Source organism: Mesorhizobium sp. P2_E9, assembly GCF_056403815.1.
The window spans coordinates 23166-38263 of sequence record NZ_JBFUET010000004.1 but is presented as its reverse complement, the minus strand read 5'-3'; the positions used below and the strand labels follow the sequence as shown (position 1 = coordinate 38263).

At 63.2% G+C, this 15098-nt stretch carries 12 protein-coding genes and 2 pseudogenes; 1 reads left to right on the top strand and 13 read right to left on the bottom strand.

Going from position 1 to position 15098, the window contains the following annotated elements:
- Positions 1–125: 125 nt before the first annotated feature.
- The gene (locus tag AC1D05_RS08555; RefSeq protein WP_477440013.1) at positions 126–947 is read right to left on the bottom strand and encodes a helix-turn-helix domain-containing protein; all 822 of its coding nucleotides are present in this window, start codon (positions 945–947) and stop codon (positions 126–128) included.
- 111 nt (positions 948–1058) lie between these two features.
- Between AC1D05_RS08555 and AC1D05_RS08550 the strand changes: the two genes are divergently transcribed.
- Entirely contained in the window at positions 1059–1949 is an 891-nt protein-coding gene (locus AC1D05_RS08550; protein ID WP_477440011.1) for an NAD-dependent epimerase/dehydratase family protein, read from the top strand.
- Positions 1950–2065: 116 nt separating this feature from the next.
- On the opposite strand, the gene AC1D05_RS08545 is transcribed toward AC1D05_RS08550, so the two are convergent.
- From AC1D05_RS08545 to AC1D05_RS08490, 12 genes and pseudogenes are all read right to left on the bottom strand, one after another.
- The gene (locus tag AC1D05_RS08545) at positions 2066–3586 is read right to left on the bottom strand and encodes a peptidoglycan DD-metalloendopeptidase family protein (RefSeq protein ID WP_477440009.1); all 1521 of its coding nucleotides are present in this window, start codon (positions 3584–3586) and stop codon (positions 2066–2068) included.
- A 181-nt stretch (positions 3587–3767) separates the two neighbouring features.
- Positions 3768–4421: a protein-L-isoaspartate(D-aspartate) O-methyltransferase gene (locus tag AC1D05_RS08540; RefSeq protein WP_477440007.1), complete on the bottom strand. Its 654-nt coding sequence runs from the start codon at positions 4419–4421 to the stop codon at positions 3768–3770.
- Positions 4418–5176 carry a 5'/3'-nucleotidase SurE gene (gene surE / locus AC1D05_RS08535; protein WP_477440005.1) on the bottom strand — a complete coding sequence of 253 codons (759 nt, stop codon included), beginning with the start codon at positions 5174–5176 and terminating at the stop codon, positions 4418–4420. The genes AC1D05_RS08540 and surE overlap by 4 nt, the downstream gene beginning before the upstream one ends.
- Positions 5176–5778: pseudogene (gene serS / locus AC1D05_RS08530) on the bottom strand (serine--tRNA ligase); the annotation flags it as partial. The gene surE and the pseudogene serS, both read right to left, overlap by 1 nt.
- 123 nt (positions 5779–5901) lie before the next feature.
- Positions 5902–6630: pseudogene (locus tag AC1D05_RS08525) on the bottom strand (serine--tRNA ligase); the annotation flags it as partial.
- Between the two features lie 102 nt (positions 6631–6732).
- Entirely contained in the window at positions 6733–7608 is an 876-nt protein-coding gene (tatC, locus tag AC1D05_RS08520; RefSeq protein WP_477440003.1) for a twin-arginine translocase subunit TatC, read from the bottom strand.
- A complete protein-coding gene (gene tatB / locus AC1D05_RS08515; protein ID WP_477440001.1) occupies positions 7605–8411 on the bottom strand; it encodes a Sec-independent protein translocase protein TatB in 807 nt (268 codons plus the stop codon). The genes tatC and tatB overlap by 4 nt, the downstream gene beginning before the upstream one ends.
- Before the next feature lie 29 nt (positions 8412–8440).
- Positions 8441–8662, bottom strand: a complete 222-nt coding sequence (locus AC1D05_RS08510; protein ID WP_013895102.1) for a twin-arginine translocase TatA/TatE family subunit — start codon at positions 8660–8662, stop codon at positions 8441–8443.
- Positions 8663–8841: 179 nt separating this feature from the next.
- The gene (gene scpB / locus AC1D05_RS08505; RefSeq protein WP_477222263.1) at positions 8842–9609 is read right to left on the bottom strand and encodes an SMC-Scp complex subunit ScpB; all 768 of its coding nucleotides are present in this window, start codon (positions 9607–9609) and stop codon (positions 8842–8844) included.
- Positions 9606–10406 carry a segregation and condensation protein A gene (locus AC1D05_RS08500; protein WP_477440557.1) on the bottom strand — a complete coding sequence of 267 codons (801 nt, stop codon included), beginning with the start codon at positions 10404–10406 and terminating at the stop codon, positions 9606–9608. The genes scpB and AC1D05_RS08500 overlap by 4 nt, the downstream gene beginning before the upstream one ends.
- Positions 10407–10469: 63 nt before the next feature.
- Positions 10470–11489, bottom strand: a complete 1020-nt coding sequence (gene nagZ, locus AC1D05_RS08495; RefSeq protein WP_172228244.1) for a beta-N-acetylhexosaminidase — start codon at positions 11487–11489, stop codon at positions 10470–10472.
- A 151-nt stretch (positions 11490–11640) separates the two neighbouring features.
- Positions 11641–15000, bottom strand: a complete 3360-nt coding sequence (locus tag AC1D05_RS08490) for an SPOR domain-containing protein (protein ID WP_477439999.1) — start codon at positions 14998–15000, stop codon at positions 11641–11643.
- Positions 15001–15098 lie beyond the last annotated feature (98 nt).

Below are 15098 nucleotides of genomic sequence, written 5' to 3'. Positions count from 1 at the left end.
GTATGAACGGTTTCCCCGGGAAAAGCGCGTAGCGCTTCCCTTGGGAATTGGATCAAAAACAAAGAGTTAGAGCGGTTCGCCGTTTCCGTGAAACGGTGAAATGCTCTAACGCGAATTCCGGGATGTCATTTGGGCGGCCGCGCCCGTCGCAAGTCGCGCGGCGTTTGGCCAATCTCGCGGCGCATCCAATGCGCCAGATGTGACTGGTGCGCGAAGCCCGTCAATTCCGCAACCTCGCTTGTGCTGAGATCGCCCTGCTGCAGCAGGGCGCGCGCGCGTTCGACGCGACGCCGCAACACGTGGCGATGCAGGGTGACCCCCGTCGCCACCTTGAACCATGTCCGCAAATGCGAGCTGCTCGCGCCGGCAACCCGGCTTAGTCGATGGATCGAAAGCGGCTCATGGAGAGCGGCCTCAATATGCTCCAGCACGCGCTTGAGCTGGGTATCCGACAGCCGGTTCATTCGATCGATGTCTGAACCATCGAGGCCAAGCAGCCTGACCGCGAGTGCGGCACCAATGCTGTCCGCAAACAGAGGGTCACTCGGCCCGTTGGCATTGAAATCGCTCTCGAGTGCTCGAGCAAGATGCTCTATGCGCTGGTCACGAAGCAAATGGCGTGTGTCGAGCCGCGATGCCTGCGCCCTGCCGCCAAGCTCCGCCGCTACCCTTTCCATCAAGGCTGGCTGCAAGCCGATCTCGATCGTCTCGAACGCGGTCTCGGCTTCGAAACCGGCCTCCTCGCCTGCCGGCACCAAATCGATATCGCCGGCGCGCCTGACGAAATATCGTCCAACCTGATTGCAATAGGAGCGCGTCGCCGCGCTTGCGTGCACCATGATGCGATGGTGTGGCGCCCGGGCAAGACGATGGACGCCCGCCTCGATATGCCGGGAAACCATTGTCACGTCGGACGGAGATCGGGCCGGAGCGAATTGCGGACGCATGCTCTCTCGATTCATGGCGAAACCTGTTCAAGATTTGGCAATTCCCGCGCGATTTTCAATGCCGTGAACCTGTACTCACGCCTCTCCATCAAGCTTGGAAGAGAGGTTGCCATGAGTTTCTATGTTGTTGTTGGAGCAGGCCCGGTTGGTCGCGAGTGCGCTCGCCTTCTTAGCGAAGAAGGACATGAGGTCGTTCTCACAAGCCGAAGCGTCGGTGCAAATGCGTTGCGGAACGTGCGAGCCATACAGGCCGACGCCACGGATGCCTCGGAACTGTCGCGTATCTGCCAAGGCGCCGAAGCGATCTTCATGTGTGCCATGGCCACATATCATCGCTGGCCGACCGACTTTTTCCCCATCATCGACGGTACCGTGCGCGCGGCCGAAACGGTCGGCGCCAAGCTCATCGTGCTCGGAAACCTCTATGGTTATGGGGAAAACGCCCATAGCCCGCTTCGCTCCGACCTGTCGCTGGACCCGACTTCGAAGAAGGGAACCGCCAGGACGATCATGTGGCAGCGCGCGGTCCGTGCCGATGTGCCGGCGATCGAAATACGCTCCAGCGATTATCTCGGACATGGTGCGATCAGCTATTTCTCACTGGTCGCGCTGCCCTCCATCATCGAGGGCAAGCCCACCGCCTTCATTGGAGACCTCGACGCAACTCATGCCTGGAGCTTCACCAAGGACGTCGCAAGCACACTGGTCGCAGCAGCCCGCTACACGGGTGAATGGGGACGGGCATTTCACGTTCCCTCGCAATCCGCCTCCCCCCGGGAGCTCATCCAGAAAACCGCCGCCATGCTCGCACGAGAGGTTTCAGGGATACGTTCCTATTCCGTCGCCGAGATGGAAGCCTTGGGCATGCATGAGCTCATCGAGATGAGCTACCTCTTCGAGAGCCCCCTGCTGGTTGATTCCTCCGACACCGAGGCGCTCCTGGGCGTGAAGGCCAGCAGCCTTGAGGAGATGATCGCCGATCCGCTCCGCGATCATCTCTAGACTAGCCCTGGCGGGCAGACATATTGCAGCAACTGAAAAAGCCCGCTCCTTGCGGAACGGGCTGAGCCGGCGGGCCGGACTGGAGGTCAGACGGCCCGCAAATCGCTTTTTTTATTCTATTCGAGATAGGTCGAGGGATCGACCGGAGCCGAGTTCTTGCGCACTTCGAAGTGCAGCTTCGGGGAGTCCGTGGTGCCGCTCATGCCCGACAATGCGATTTCCTGGCCGCGCTTGACCTTCTGGCCGCGCTGCACCTCGATCGAGCTGGCATGGCCATAGACGGTGACCAGACCGTTCTCGTGGCGCACCAGCACCGTGTTGCCGAATTCCTTGAGCCCGTCGCCGGCATAGATGACGACGCCGTTCTCGGCTGCCTTGATCGGCGTGCCCGTGGGCACGGCGATATCGACGCCGTCCTTGCCGGATCCGAAACCGGAGATCACCCGGCCGCGCACCGGCCAGCGCATCTTGCCAATCCCGGTTGCATCCGGCGCTACCGCATCGTCGTCCTCGGCCTGCTGGATGACTTTCGCGTCTTTCTTCGGCGGCGTGTACGATGCCAGCGTTTCCGCAGGCGTGGTCTTCGCGGCAGGTTGCGTAGTGGCAGTGGTTACCGGATCGACCTTCGCCGGCTTGGCGCTGGCGACCGTCGCGGTTCCGCCGGCCGGCACCTTCAGGGTCTGGCCGATCTTGAGCAAGCCGTCCTTCATGCCGTTGGCCTGCTTCAGCGCAACGACGCCGACGCCGGTCTTCCTGGCAATCGAGGACATCGTGTCACCCGACTGGACCGTATAGGTGCCGGCAGCACCCGTTGCCTTGGCCACCTGTGCGGGCTTGGGCTCCTTGGGCTGGCTTGCGGCAGCCGAAGCATCGACCTGAGCAGCTGACTTGCCTTCCTTGAGCTTCGGCTGCTGCGGCAGGACGGCGACCTTGTCCGGCGCTGTGGCCGGCAGATCGTGCTTGCCATCCTTCGCCGGCTTGGCATCGGCAACCTTAGGCTCTGCCTTGCTGGAATAGGCATAGGCAGGGATGACCAGCTTCTGGCCGGTCTTCAACCCTTTGGTTGCGCTCAGGCCGTTCACTTTCATGATGACGTCGGCCGGCACCTTGTAGTGCTGAGCGATGCCATTGATCGTTTCGCCGTCCCTGACGACGATCTCGGTCGCGTGCGGCCTGCCCGCCTCGGCCATCTTCGGTGCGTCAGGCTGAGCATTCTTGAACGGCTTCGCGGCCGGCTCGACAGTGCCGGTTGTCGTCCTGTCAACGTGTGGAGCGGGCCGAACCATGGCGGGCGCCGACGCGACACGCACCGGATTGGCGGCCGGCGCGGGTTGCGCCTGGGCCGAAACGGGCGGCGGCAACGGCCGGCTCGAAACCGGCTCGAGGCTGGAGCGGCTGACCGACTGCGTGTGGCTGCCGTCGAGCGGAGCGGCGGAGACATCGCCCGGATAGGGCTGCGCGGCATCCTGCTTGTTGATGATGGCGCGCTGATTGTTTGTCGAGGAAGTGAAGACATCGTCGACGCTGTTAAACCGCGAGGCCTGGGAACTGCACCCGGCGGCGGCCCCCGCAATCATGAGAACAGCGCAGCCCCGCGCCAGATTGCGACTGTTTGTCTTCAAAACACTGAGTTGCATCGCACTAACCCGCACAAACGCTGCACCAACTGAGACAGGATTAAAGCGCGTTAATGTTACTGGGCGGTTAACCCATTAGAATCCGACGAAAATTTTCTTAAAACATTTGGGGACGGTTGACGGGTGTGGATCACAAGGTCGAATTAGATGTTCGACCTTGAGCCAGCGCCGTGCTGGAAAGCTAGATCACCGCCGCGACGCTGCGCAAGATCGGCTGCAGCCGCACCAGGCCGATATCCTCGCGCTCGAAACGGCTGCCGACCTTGGTCAGCTTGGCCAGCACCTGCTCGCCCTCCTCCGGCCCGATCGGTGCGATGACGATGCCGCCGCTCGACAATTGGTCGAGCAGGAATCGCGGCAGGTTGTCGAAGGCGGCCCAGACGACAATGCGGTCGAACGGCCCTTCGGCAGGCAGGCCGCCGGAGCCGTCCGCCTGGCGCACGATGACATTGCCGATGCCCAGCGCCTCGAAACGCTGCCTGGCCTGTTCGACCAGCGTCTTGTAGCGATCGACGGTCACGATGCGCGTCGCCAGCCGCGACATCACCGCTGCCGTGTAGCCGGAGCCGGTGCCGATCTCGAGCACACGGTTTCCCTCTTCGAGGGCAAGGGCCGCGATCACCGCCGCCTGCATGTCGGCGCCTTCGATCGCCTCGCCGCATTCGATCGGCAGCATGCGGTCCGACCAGGCGATCTGATGGAAGTGGGGCGCCAGGAAACCGCGCCGTGGCGTCGCCTCGAACGCCGCGATCAGCGCCTTCGGCACCGTTCCCCTGCCCCGCAGGCGCAACAGGAAGGCGGCAAATCCTTCGCGGTCATCGATTGGCAGGTTCATGCAAGCGCCTTGCTCAGCTGTTCCCGGATTTCGTGCGCGGTGAGGTCGAGCTGCAATGGCGTCACCGACACCAGACGGTTGCGCAGCGCGTAGAGGTCGGTGCCTTGCTTGCCCTCGACCGGCTCGCGGCCGAAACGCAGCCAGTAGTAAGGCAGGCCGCGCCCGTCACGGCGCTCATCGACCCAAAGGCTGTGCACGAGCTTGCCTTGAGAGGTGACGACCGTGCCGGCGACCTCCTCGGGAAGGCAGTTTGGAAAATTGACGTTGAGCAGCACGCCGTCGGGCAGCGGCGTCGCGACGAGCTTCTTCAGCAGCGCCGGCGCCAACGCCTCGGTGGTCTCATAGGGAACGATGCGATCCTCGCCGACATAGGAGTAGCCCTGGCTGAGCGCGATCGAGCGGATGCCGAGCAGCGCGCCTTCCATGGCGCCGGCGACGGTTCCCGAATAGGTCACGTCGTCGGCGATGTTGGCGCCGGAATTGATGCCGGACAGGATCAGGTCCGGCGCGCCAGGCAGGATCTTCTTCACCCCCATGATGACGCAGTCGGTCGGCGTGCCGCGGACGGCGAAATGCTTCTCGCCGATCTTGCGCAGCCGCAACGGCTCGGAGATCGACAGCGAATGCGCATAGCCGGACTGGTCCTGCTCCGGTGCCACCACCCAGACATCGTCGGACAGCGTGCGGGCGACGCGTTCGAGCGACGCCAGCCCCTCGGCATGAATGCCGTCGTCATTGGTCAGAAGAATGCGCATTATTTCGCTTCGATCTTTGCCAGACCGCCCATGTAGGGCCGCAGCACTTCAGGAATGGTTACGCTGCCGTCCTCATTCTGGTAGTTTTCGATGACAGCTATGAGAGCGCGGCCGACAGCGGTGCCCGAACCGTTGAGCGTATGGACGAAGCGGTTGCCCTTGCCATCCCGATCCTTGTAGCGGGCATCCATGCGCCGCGCCTGAAAATCGCCGCAGACCGAGCAGGACGAGATTTCGCGATAGGCGTTCTGGCCGGGCAGCCAGACTTCGATGTCATAGGTTTTGCGTGCGCCAAAGCCCATGTCCCCAGTGCACAGCACTATGGTACGGAACGGCAGTTCCAGCCGCTTCAGCATTTCCTCGGCGCATTGCGTCATCCGCTCATGCTCGGCGAGCGAGGATTCCTGGTCGGTGATCGACACCAGCTCGACCTTGTAGAACTGGTGCTGGCGCAGCATGCCGCGCGTGTCGCGCCCAGCCGAGCCTGCTTCCGAGCGGAAACACGGTGTCAGCGCCGTATAGCGCAGCGGCAGTTTTTCATGCGCCGTGATCTCTTCGCGCACCAGGTTGGTGAGCGGCACTTCGGCGGTCGGGATGAGGTAGAAATTCTCAGCAAACTTCCCACTTTCAAAGTCGTTCATCCATGTACGCTGCCTTGCCATTCCCTCGGCTTTTATTCTGTCGAGGCTAGCTTTGCTGTTTCTGAAATCCTCGAACTGCTTGTCGCGTGCGTCCTCGTACTCTTTCCAAAAGCGATTCAGGTCATTAATCGACGCTCGAAACAAATCCTCTTTGAATTTTGGCAGCTGGCCGGTGCCAAACATCGCATGGTCGCGCACCATCAGTGGTGGCTGGATCTCCTCATAGCCATGCTCGGTCGTATGCAGGTCGAGCATGAACTGGCCGATCGCGCGTTCCATCCGCGCCAAGCCGCCCTTCAGCACGGTGAAGCGCGAGCCCGACAGCTTTGCTGCCCGCTCGAAATCCATCATGCCGAGCGCTTCACCGATCTCGAAATGCTCCTTCACCCAGTTCGGCCGCGTCGGCACTGTGCCGACAATGTGTCTGACCACATTGTCGTGCTCATCCTTGCCGACCGGCACATCGTCGAACGGCACATTGGGCAGCACCGCCAGCGCATCGTTCAGCGCCTTGTCCAGCTCACGCTCGCGCGCCTCGCCATTCTGGATGAAGGTCTTGATCTCGCCGACTTCGGTCTTCAGCCTTTCGGCAAGGGCGGCATCGCCCGAACGCATGGCGTTGCCGATCTCCTTCGAGGCGGCGTTGCGGCGCTCCTGCTTGGTCTGCAGCTCGGTGACGTGTTCGCGCCGCGCCTCGTCTTTGGCGATCAGTCCGTCGACCGTGGACTGCGCCTCACCGGCCGACCACGAGCGCTTCACCAGCGCCTCGACAAGGGCCTTCGGGTTGTCGCGAATCCATTTGATGTCAAGCATGGTTTATCCGTCCTCAGCTATGCGAGAGGGCGTAAACCGCATCCTTGATTGATGCAAGATAGACCGGGCAGCGACGGTCTCTTTCCGGCGCTGCCTGTTGTTTTACGAAGCAGCCGGCGCTGGAGGCTCGTCCGGCGTTTTATCGGCCACGGTCTCCCCGGCGTCCTGCTTCTCGCGTGCCAGCCGCTGCTTTTCTTGATCCCGCTCGATCCACCGGGCGGCCCAGATCGAGACCTCGTAGAGAAGGATGGTCGGAAGGGCCAGACCGATCTGGCTCATCGGATCCGGCGGCGTCAGCACTGCCGCGACGATGAAGGCAAGGACGATCGCCCATTTGCGTTTTTCCGCCAGCGCCTTGGACGACAGCATGCCGACGCGCGTCATCAGGCTGGTCACCACAGGCAACTGGAACACCAGGCCGAAGGAGAAGATCAGCGTCATGATGAGGCTGAGATATTCGGAGACTTTCGGCAGCAGCGAAATCTGCACCTGGTCGTCGGTGCCCGCCTGCTGCATGGCGAGGAAGAACCACATCACCATCGGGGTGAAGAAGAAATAGACCAGCGAAGCGCCCATCAGGAACAGGATCGGCGACGCGATCAGGAACGGCAGGAAGGCGTTGCGCTCGTTCTTGTAGAGGCCGGGCGCGATGAACTTGTAGATTTGCGTGGCGATCAGCGGAAAGGCGATGACCATGCCGCCGAACATGGCGAGCTTGACCTGCGTGAAGAAGAATTCCTGCGGCGCGGTGTAGATCAGCTCGACCTTGTGCGGATCGAGACCCGCCCATTTCGTCGCCCATTTGAAGGGGACGACCAGAAGGTTGAACAGCCTCTTGGCGAAGAAGAAGCAAACCAGGAAGGCGACGAAGAAGCCGCCAAGCGACCAGATCAGTCGCCGGCGCAGCTCGATCAGATGCTCCATCAGGGGAGCCGACGATTTCTCGATCTCGTCCTTTTCCTTGTCCGAAACGCTCACTTGGCGGCTCCAGCCGTCTTTTTGGCCACCGGCTTCTTCGCCGCGGCAGGCTTCGGTTCGGCTTTCGCCACGGTCTTGGCGGCAGTCGCCTTGGCGGCGGGCTTCGTCGAAGCGGCGGTTGCCGACCTTGCCGCTGTCGCGGCCTTTGTCGACGCCTTGGGTGCTGGTGTCGCTTTCGCCGTCACCGCAAGCGCAGCTTTTGCCGTCACCGCTGGTGCGGCTTTTGCCGTCACCACCTTCGCAGATGCCGAGGCCTTGGGCCGTGCTTTCGCTGCCGGCGGTGCCTTGGCGGCTTTCCTGGCCGCGGATGTCTTCGGCACCACGGCGGGCTCCGTGGATGTCGCCACTATCGATTCATCGGTCATCGCCGGGAAGATCGGGGCTGGCGGCGCAGCTTCCGGCCCGCTGACGCCGGGCATTTCCGTCGCGCCATTCTTCAGCGGCTCAGCGGCCTGTGGCGTCGAAGCGGCGGGCGTTGCCGGATCGGTGGCCGGCTTCGGCTTCATCGCCGCATCGACACCGGCGCGTACATCGGCCGCCGCCTGCTCGAACGGATTGAGCTGCTTCTTGATTTCGGCAACCGGGCTGAGGCCCCTGAGCTCGTCGACCGACTTCTTGACGTCGTCGAGTTCGGCTTCCTTCAGCGCCTCGTTGAACTGTTTCTGGAAGTCGGCGGCCATGGCACGCAGCTTCGCCGTCGTGCGCCCGAAGGTGCGCAGCATGTTGGGCAAATCCTTCGGCCCGACGACCACGATCATAACGATCGCAATCACCAGCATTTCGGTCCAGCCGACTTCAAACATGGCAATCTGTTCCGACTAGAACTCTTGGCTCAGCTCTTGCTGGCCTTTTCCTTCACAGCCGAAACGGTCTCATCGGCACGGTGTTCGACGGTGCGCTTGTCCTCGGCGACGTCGTCGTCGGCCATGCCCTTCTTGAAGCTCTTGATGCCCTTGGCCATGTCGCCCATCAGCTCGGGGATCTTGCCGCGGCCGAACACCAAAAGCACGATGACCAGCACGATCATCCAGTGCCAAATCGAAAATGAACCCATAGCAAATCTCTCTCGAATGTTTTCCCTGGCGATGATCTATGCGTTTTCGCGTTGGGATTCAAACACAACCGCGACAGAGTTTATGAAAGGCTGGCGGATGTCACGCATTTTCGGCAAGGCGGTCCGCTACCAAAAGGCGCATGTAAAGACGTAAAGCCACTTTTGATAGACGCTTGCGGTCAATCTTCCGTGACGCGTGGCGTCAAAAGGCCGAGCTCCTCGAGGTCGATGTCGGTCAGCGGATCCTCGTCCTCGGTCAGCGCATCCGGGTCGGCCGGCGGCTGCGGAATGGAGAAGTTCGACGGCATGCGGCCCGAAAGCAGGCCCGCCCCCTTCAATTCCTCCATGCCCGGAAGATCGCGGATTTCCTCGAGCGCAAAATGGTCGAGGAAGGTTTCGGTGGTGCCGTAGGTGACGGGACGGCCAGGCGTTTTGCGGCGACCGCGCATGCGCACCCATTCCGTCTCGAGCAGCGTGTCCAGCGTACCCTTCGAGGTCTCGACACCGCGGATATCCTCGATCTCGGCCCGCGTCACCGGCTGGTGATAGGCGATGATCGCCAGCACTTCGAGCGCCGCCCGCGACAGCTTGCGCTGCTGCACCGTGTCGCGGCTCATCAGAAAGGCGAGATCGCCGGCGGTGCGGAACGCCCAGGCGTCGCCGACCCGCACCAGATTGACGCCGCGCCGCGCATAGACCTGCTGTAACTCGGCCATGGCAAGGGCGATGTTGATGCCGTCGGGAAGGCGCGCGGCAAGCTGTTTTTCGCTGACCGGCTCGGCGCTGGCGAAGACAATCGCCTCGGCCATGCGCACGGCCTCCGCCATATGCAGGCGCTCGGCCGGGTTCTGTGCCGGATTCTGGACGGAAGCCTCGTCGAGATCGCCCTCTTCCGGCCCATCATCCACCTTGAAGGGGATAACCGAAGCGTTGGCGCGTTCGCTCATGGTGCCACCTCGACTGCCTTGGTTGCCTGCACGCGGCCGCGCAGATAGATCGGCGCGAACGTCTGATCCTGCCGCAAATCCATCGTGCCGTCGCGCACCAGTTCCAATGTTGCCGCAAACGAACTGGCGATCGCCGTGCGCCTCTCCTCGGGACTGGTCATGTACACGATCAGGAAACTTTCCAGCGTCGTCCAGTCGCTGACAGCCCCGACCAGCCGGGTCAGGATGTCGCGCGCGTCCTTGAGCGACCAGACGCCACGCCTGGCGATGGTCACATTGTTGATCGCCTGCTTCTGCCGCTGCTGGGCGTAGGCGGTCAAGAGATCGTAGAGCGACGCCGAATAGGCGTTGCGCTTCTCGATGATGACCATTTCCGGCATGCCGCGCGCGAACACGTCCCGGCCGAGCCGATTGCGGTTGACCAGACGCGCCGCGGCGTCGCGCATGGCTTCCAGCCGCTTCAGCCGGAATTGCAGCACCGCAGCCAGTTCCTCGCCGCTCTCACCCTCTTCGCCCGGCAGCTTGGGGATCAACAGCTTCGATTTGAGGAAGGCGAGCCACGCCGCCATCACCAGATAGTCGGCCGCAAGCTCCAGCCGCAGCGCCCTCGCCGTCTCGACAAAGGTCAGATACTGCTCGACCAGCGCCAGGATCGAGATGCGCGCCAGATCGACCTTTTGCGTCCGGGCAAGATGCAAGAGAAGATCGAGCGGACCTTCGAAGCCGGCCACATCGACGACCAGCGAGGGGTCGCCGGTAACGCGCGAATCGTCATTCTCGGCCCACAGGCGGTCCATCGGTGCGGCCTTCGCGGCCTTGCTTTCCAATGTTTCCGCCACTGTCCCTGTCACTTCCTTTTGCTAGGCCACCGCATCGAAATAGGTGGCGAATTCAGCGCGTATCTCGGTTTCCTCGACCGCGTCGTGTTTCTTAATATAGGTCAGCGCCCGCTTTGCGCGCTCCAGAGACTTGCCTTCAAGCCCCTTTGTGCGCGATGCGATGCCCGCCATCTCCTCGAAAACACCATTGCAGTGAAGGACCAGATCGCAGCCCGCCGCAAGGATCGAGGCCGCCTTTGTCGGGAAATCCCCAGAAAGTGCCTTCATTGAGGTGTCGTCGCTCATCAGCAACCCGTCGAAGCCGATTTCGCGGCGGATGATCTCGTCGATGACCTTGCCGGAGGTGGTTGCCGGGTTGTTGGGGTCGATGGCGCTGTAGACGACATGCGCCGTCATCGCCATCGGCAGGTCGTTAAGCTCCCGGAACGGGGCAAAATCATGCCGCTGCAGATCGCTGAGCGAGGCGTTGACTATCGGCAGCTCGAAATGTGTGTCGGCGAAAGCCCGGCCATGGCCGGGAATGTGCTTCATCACCGGCAGCACACCGCCCGCCATCAGCCCTTCCGCCGCCGCACGGCCGAGTTCGATGACCGGGCGCGGCTCCTTGCCATAGGCGCGAGCGCCGATGACGTCGCTGGCGCCTTCGATCGGCACGTCGAGCACCGGCAGGCAATCCGCCGTAATGCCGTAGCGTAAGAGGTCGAAGGCGTGCAGCCGCGCCATCAGCCAGGCAGCACGGGCGCCGGCGTCGTGATCGTCGCGCCACAGCGCGCCAAGCGCCCCTCCCGCCGGATAGTTCGGCGCCAGCGGCGGCCGCAGGCGTTGCACCCTGCCGCCTTCCTGGTCGATGAACACCAGCGCGTCCGGGCGGCCGATACAATCGCGCATCTCGGCGACCAGATCGCGGATCTGCTCGGTCTCGCCGATGTTGCGGGCAAACAGGATGAAGGCCCACGGGCATTCATTGCGATAGAAATTGATTTCTTCGCGGGTGAGCGATTTCCCGGCACAGCCGAGGATCATGGCTTTTGATTCGGTCATATCAGGAGTTTAGGGCTTCGAGCGATCAAAGGGAATCGTCTCGGGGCACATGCGTGGAAGCACGTGACTTGCTTCCACATGAAAAACGCTGGGCACATGAAAAAGCCGGCGCGACCTTGGGCCGCGCCGGCTTTGATTGACTGAAACGCGTCTAGCGAGAGACGAAGCAGTTGCCGCCGGCGGCCTTGTAGCTGGTGCACAGGTTTATGGCATCGTTGCGCGACTGGGCCACGACACGAACACGATAGAACGTGCCCTTGCCGGCAATCTCGGCCTTGACGATGTTGGCGGTGCGGCCGGCAAGCACGCTGCCGTAGCGGCGTTGCAGATCCTGGTAGGTCGACTGGGCGCTTTCCACCGTCGGCTGCGAGGCAACCTGCATCGACCACGAACCGCCACCGGTCGCCGTCGTTGCCGGATCGATGGAAGCGACCTGATCGGGCTTGACCTCGCCGACGACGTCGACCGGCTGGTCGGACGGACGCTGCGGCGCGATCGCAACCTTGGCCGGAGTGTTGGCTGACTGCGCCTTCGCCGGCTTGGCTGCTGGCTTGAGGGCCGGCTCGTCTTCCGCCTGGGCAGCGGCGGGCGCCACGGTGCCGGTCTGGTCAGCATCGGCCTGGGCCGACGGCGCGACATGCTGCGGCGCCGGATCGCTCGGCTCGGCCGCCGCCACCTGCGGCGCGGCCGGTGCCGGATCCTCGCGCGGCACCAGCGAACCATCGGACTTGACCACCATGGTCCTCACCTTGCGCGGCGCAACGGCGACGACATCGCTGTTGGTGCCCTTGTCGGCATCCTGCAGCACCTGCGCGATGCGATCCTCGGACTTGGGCGCGGGCGCCGCATTGTCGGCCGGCGCGGCACTTACGGTCGGCGCGGCATTGCCGTCGTCGGTGGCGCCGGCGGCCGCACTCTGATCAGCAGAAAGATCGACGGCACGGGCCGGATCCTTCGCCTGCACATCCACCGGGACCTCGGTGTTGGTGACAAGCTTCTGCTGCACGGGTTCGGCGGGCTTGGCGCCCTTGACCACCGCGTCATAGACCTTGTTGTCCTGGTTCGGCACCACGGTGCCGCCCGGATTTTCCGGCTTCACCTTGATCGGTGAATTGTCGGCCTTGACGATCACAGGTGCTTCGCTGCCGCCCTTGCCGCCCAAATGCAGGGCAAAGGCACCAAGGCCGCCTGCGATTGCCACGGCACCGACGATCGCGGCGATGAACAGGCCGCGGCGGCCCGACGGCTTGGCCGCTTCCCGCTCGCCGAGACCCGGAACGGACATCGCCTCGTCCAGCTCGGGATCATAGTCGAGTTCATCGACGGTGAAATCGTTCGCCTGCGAGACCGGCTGGCTGCCGGGCAGATTGTCGAGATCGAAGCCGTCGGCAGCGTCGGCATAGCCTGTGTTCGCCGCCGCGCGGGCCGGCATTTCCGCCGGACGCGCCGCATAGGTCCGCGCTTCCGGCTGCAAGGCCGGCTTGGGCTCTTCATAGGATGGCGCCTGATAGCCCGAGGTGTATCCAGCGTTGTAGGATTCGTCGGCATAGGCAGCGCTGCTTGCGGGAGCAGCAGGAGCAGGCGCGACCTCCACCGAATTCATTTCCGTCAGCAGGCTGGCGAACTCGGCGTCGAGATCGTCATAGCCAGGCGAGGCCGGCTCATCTTCCTCGAAATGCAGTTCCGGAATGTCGAGATCGTCCGCCAGCGCCACGACGCGCTCCGGCACATCGACCGTTTCGACATCAGGCATCTCCTCGTAGCGCGAGGACTGGCGTGGCGGCAGTGCGGATACGGGGGCTGCATAGGCAGCAGCCGCAACCGGCTCGGGCGCATGGTAGGACGGCACAGCGGCCACTGCTGGGGCCACATCAGCCGCGGCGGCCCTGGCCGCCGTCGAGGTGGCCGGCTGCGCGGCGAATGCCGGCTGCTGGGGAACCGGCGTCACGCGGCTCCACGACCGGGTCGGCTCGGTCGGCGCGGGGCGGTCGGCCAGCCAATCAAGGGAATCGGCCTGATCCTGCTGGGAAGCGACCTTGTCACGCGGATCGAGGTTCCTCGCCAAGGCCGCATCGAACGCATCATCGTCGAAATCGACGTCGACATGATCAGTAGCATCAGAGCCTAGATCCTGGCCCTCAAGCTCATCGAGCAGCAGATTGTCGAGATCGGCATCGGCGGCGTGAGCCGCGCTGGTGGGATGCAGATCCTCGGGCGCTTGTTCGTCGAGATCCCAGTCGAGATCGGCAGGTTCCTCGGCAGCCGTTGCAGGCGCGGGAACATACTGCTGAACGGGAGCGGCAGCCGGCTGGGCCACAAAGGGCTGAGCCACGACAGGCTCCTTGGCCGACGGCAGCGTGCGCGCAGTCATAGCGCCCAGAAGCGCGTTCAACTCATCTTCGAGGCTTCGTTCGTCCGCCACGGGAACCCGCACCGGCTCGGCTGCCGGAATTGCCGGAGCTGTCGGCTGGACCGCGGCGGCGGCAACCTCAGCGACCGGCTCTTCGGCAGGCTCGGCGAACGCGTCGTCCAAGTTCAGGTCGAACGCATCATCCGAAACGGCCTCAGGGCTTGAGAAGTCGCCGCTAGCGTCCACGGCATCGGCGAGCACTTCGGGCGTTTCCGCGCCATCGGAGGCCACCGGCTCGTCCGCCTGACCGGCAAAATCCATATCGACATCAGCCATGGCGTCGTCGAAGTGCCCCTCGAAATCCGCGTCGGAAATCGCCTGGGCTTCATGCGCGGCGGCCAGCACCGGCTCGGGATAGTCGAGCGCGGTCGCGGCCACATGGTGCTGATCCGCAGAATGGTCGTCCAGAGAATGGTCGTCCAGCATCAACTCGTCTTCGAGCGAAAGCGCGACCGCATCATCGAATTCATGCTCGGGCTCGACAGCCACCGGCACTTCGGCAACGGCATGCTGGGGCTCGACGGCCTCGTCTTCGATCTGGACGGCATGGTCCTCGATGTGGAAATCCCGATCGAGCGACGCGGCAAGCTCGTCCTCCATCGGCAGATCATCCTCGAAGGGCGAAACGTCCTCAAGCGAACTGGCGACGGCATTGTCGAAATCGGCGTCGAAGGCAGGTTCGACGGATGGCGCGGCTTCGGCAGCGCCCGGAATTGCATGGCTGGCGACGACCGCATGGTCATCGGCACCGGTGAAGTCCAGATGGAAATCATCATCGAGCGACAGCGCAAGATCGTCGTCAGCCGCAAGATCGTCGCCAGCAGAATGCGTGGCCGCCGTTTCGAATGCCGGCTCATGAGCCTCGACAACCGGCGCGGCAGCGCTGTCGCCAGCGTCGAACTCGCCCATCAGTTCCTTTTCGAGGTCGATGTCGAAATCGTCCCCTTGCGTGGACTGACTAGCGGCCTGTGGCTGGGCCGGCGCCTGCTGCTTGACCGGCTGGCGTGGGTCGAATCCCATGATCCTGGTCAGTTCCGCGAACGGATCATCGTCAGCGATGTCGTTGTTGTCGGCTACTCTCAGCTGGGTTCTGTCTGCCATTATTGTTCCCGAACTCGCACTCATTCGGACGCCATGGACGTCGCGCAGGGTTGGCCCTTACCAGCGCAATGTGGGCAAAAGGTGACAGGTTTTTTAGT

Coding starts and splice junctions, on each gene's coding strand:
- AC1D05_RS08555 (WP_477440013.1), bottom strand. CDS start 947: ATGCGTCCGCAATTCGCTCCGGCCCGATCTCCGTCCGACGTGACAATG.
- AC1D05_RS08550 (WP_477440011.1), top strand. CDS start 1,059: ATGAGTTTCTATGTTGTTGTTGGAGCAGGCCCGGTTGGTCGCGAGTGC.
- AC1D05_RS08545 (WP_477440009.1), bottom strand. CDS start 3,586: ATGCAACTCAGTGTTTTGAAGACAAACAGTCGCAATCTGGCGCGGGGC.
- AC1D05_RS08540 (WP_477440007.1), bottom strand. CDS start 4,421: ATGAACCTGCCAATCGATGACCGCGAAGGATTTGCCGCCTTCCTGTTG.
- surE (WP_477440005.1), bottom strand. CDS start 5,176: ATGCGCATTCTTCTGACCAATGACGACGGCATTCATGCCGAGGGGCTG.
- tatB (WP_477440001.1), bottom strand. CDS start 8,411: ATGTTTGAAGTCGGCTGGACCGAAATGCTGGTGATTGCGATCGTTATG.
- AC1D05_RS08510 (WP_013895102.1), bottom strand. CDS start 8,662: ATGGGTTCATTTTCGATTTGGCACTGGATGATCGTGCTGGTCATCGTG.
- scpB (WP_477222263.1), bottom strand. CDS start 9,609: ATGAGCGAACGCGCCAACGCTTCGGTTATCCCCTTCAAGGTGGATGAT.
- AC1D05_RS08500 (WP_477440557.1), bottom strand. CDS start 10,406: ATGGACCGCCTGTGGGCCGAGAATGACGATTCGCGCGTTACCGGCGAC.
- nagZ (WP_172228244.1), bottom strand. CDS start 11,489: ATGACCGAATCAAAAGCCATGATCCTCGGCTGTGCCGGGAAATCGCTC.
- AC1D05_RS08490 (WP_477439999.1), bottom strand. CDS start 15,000: ATGGCAGACAGAACCCAGCTGAGAGTAGCCGACAACAACGACATCGCT.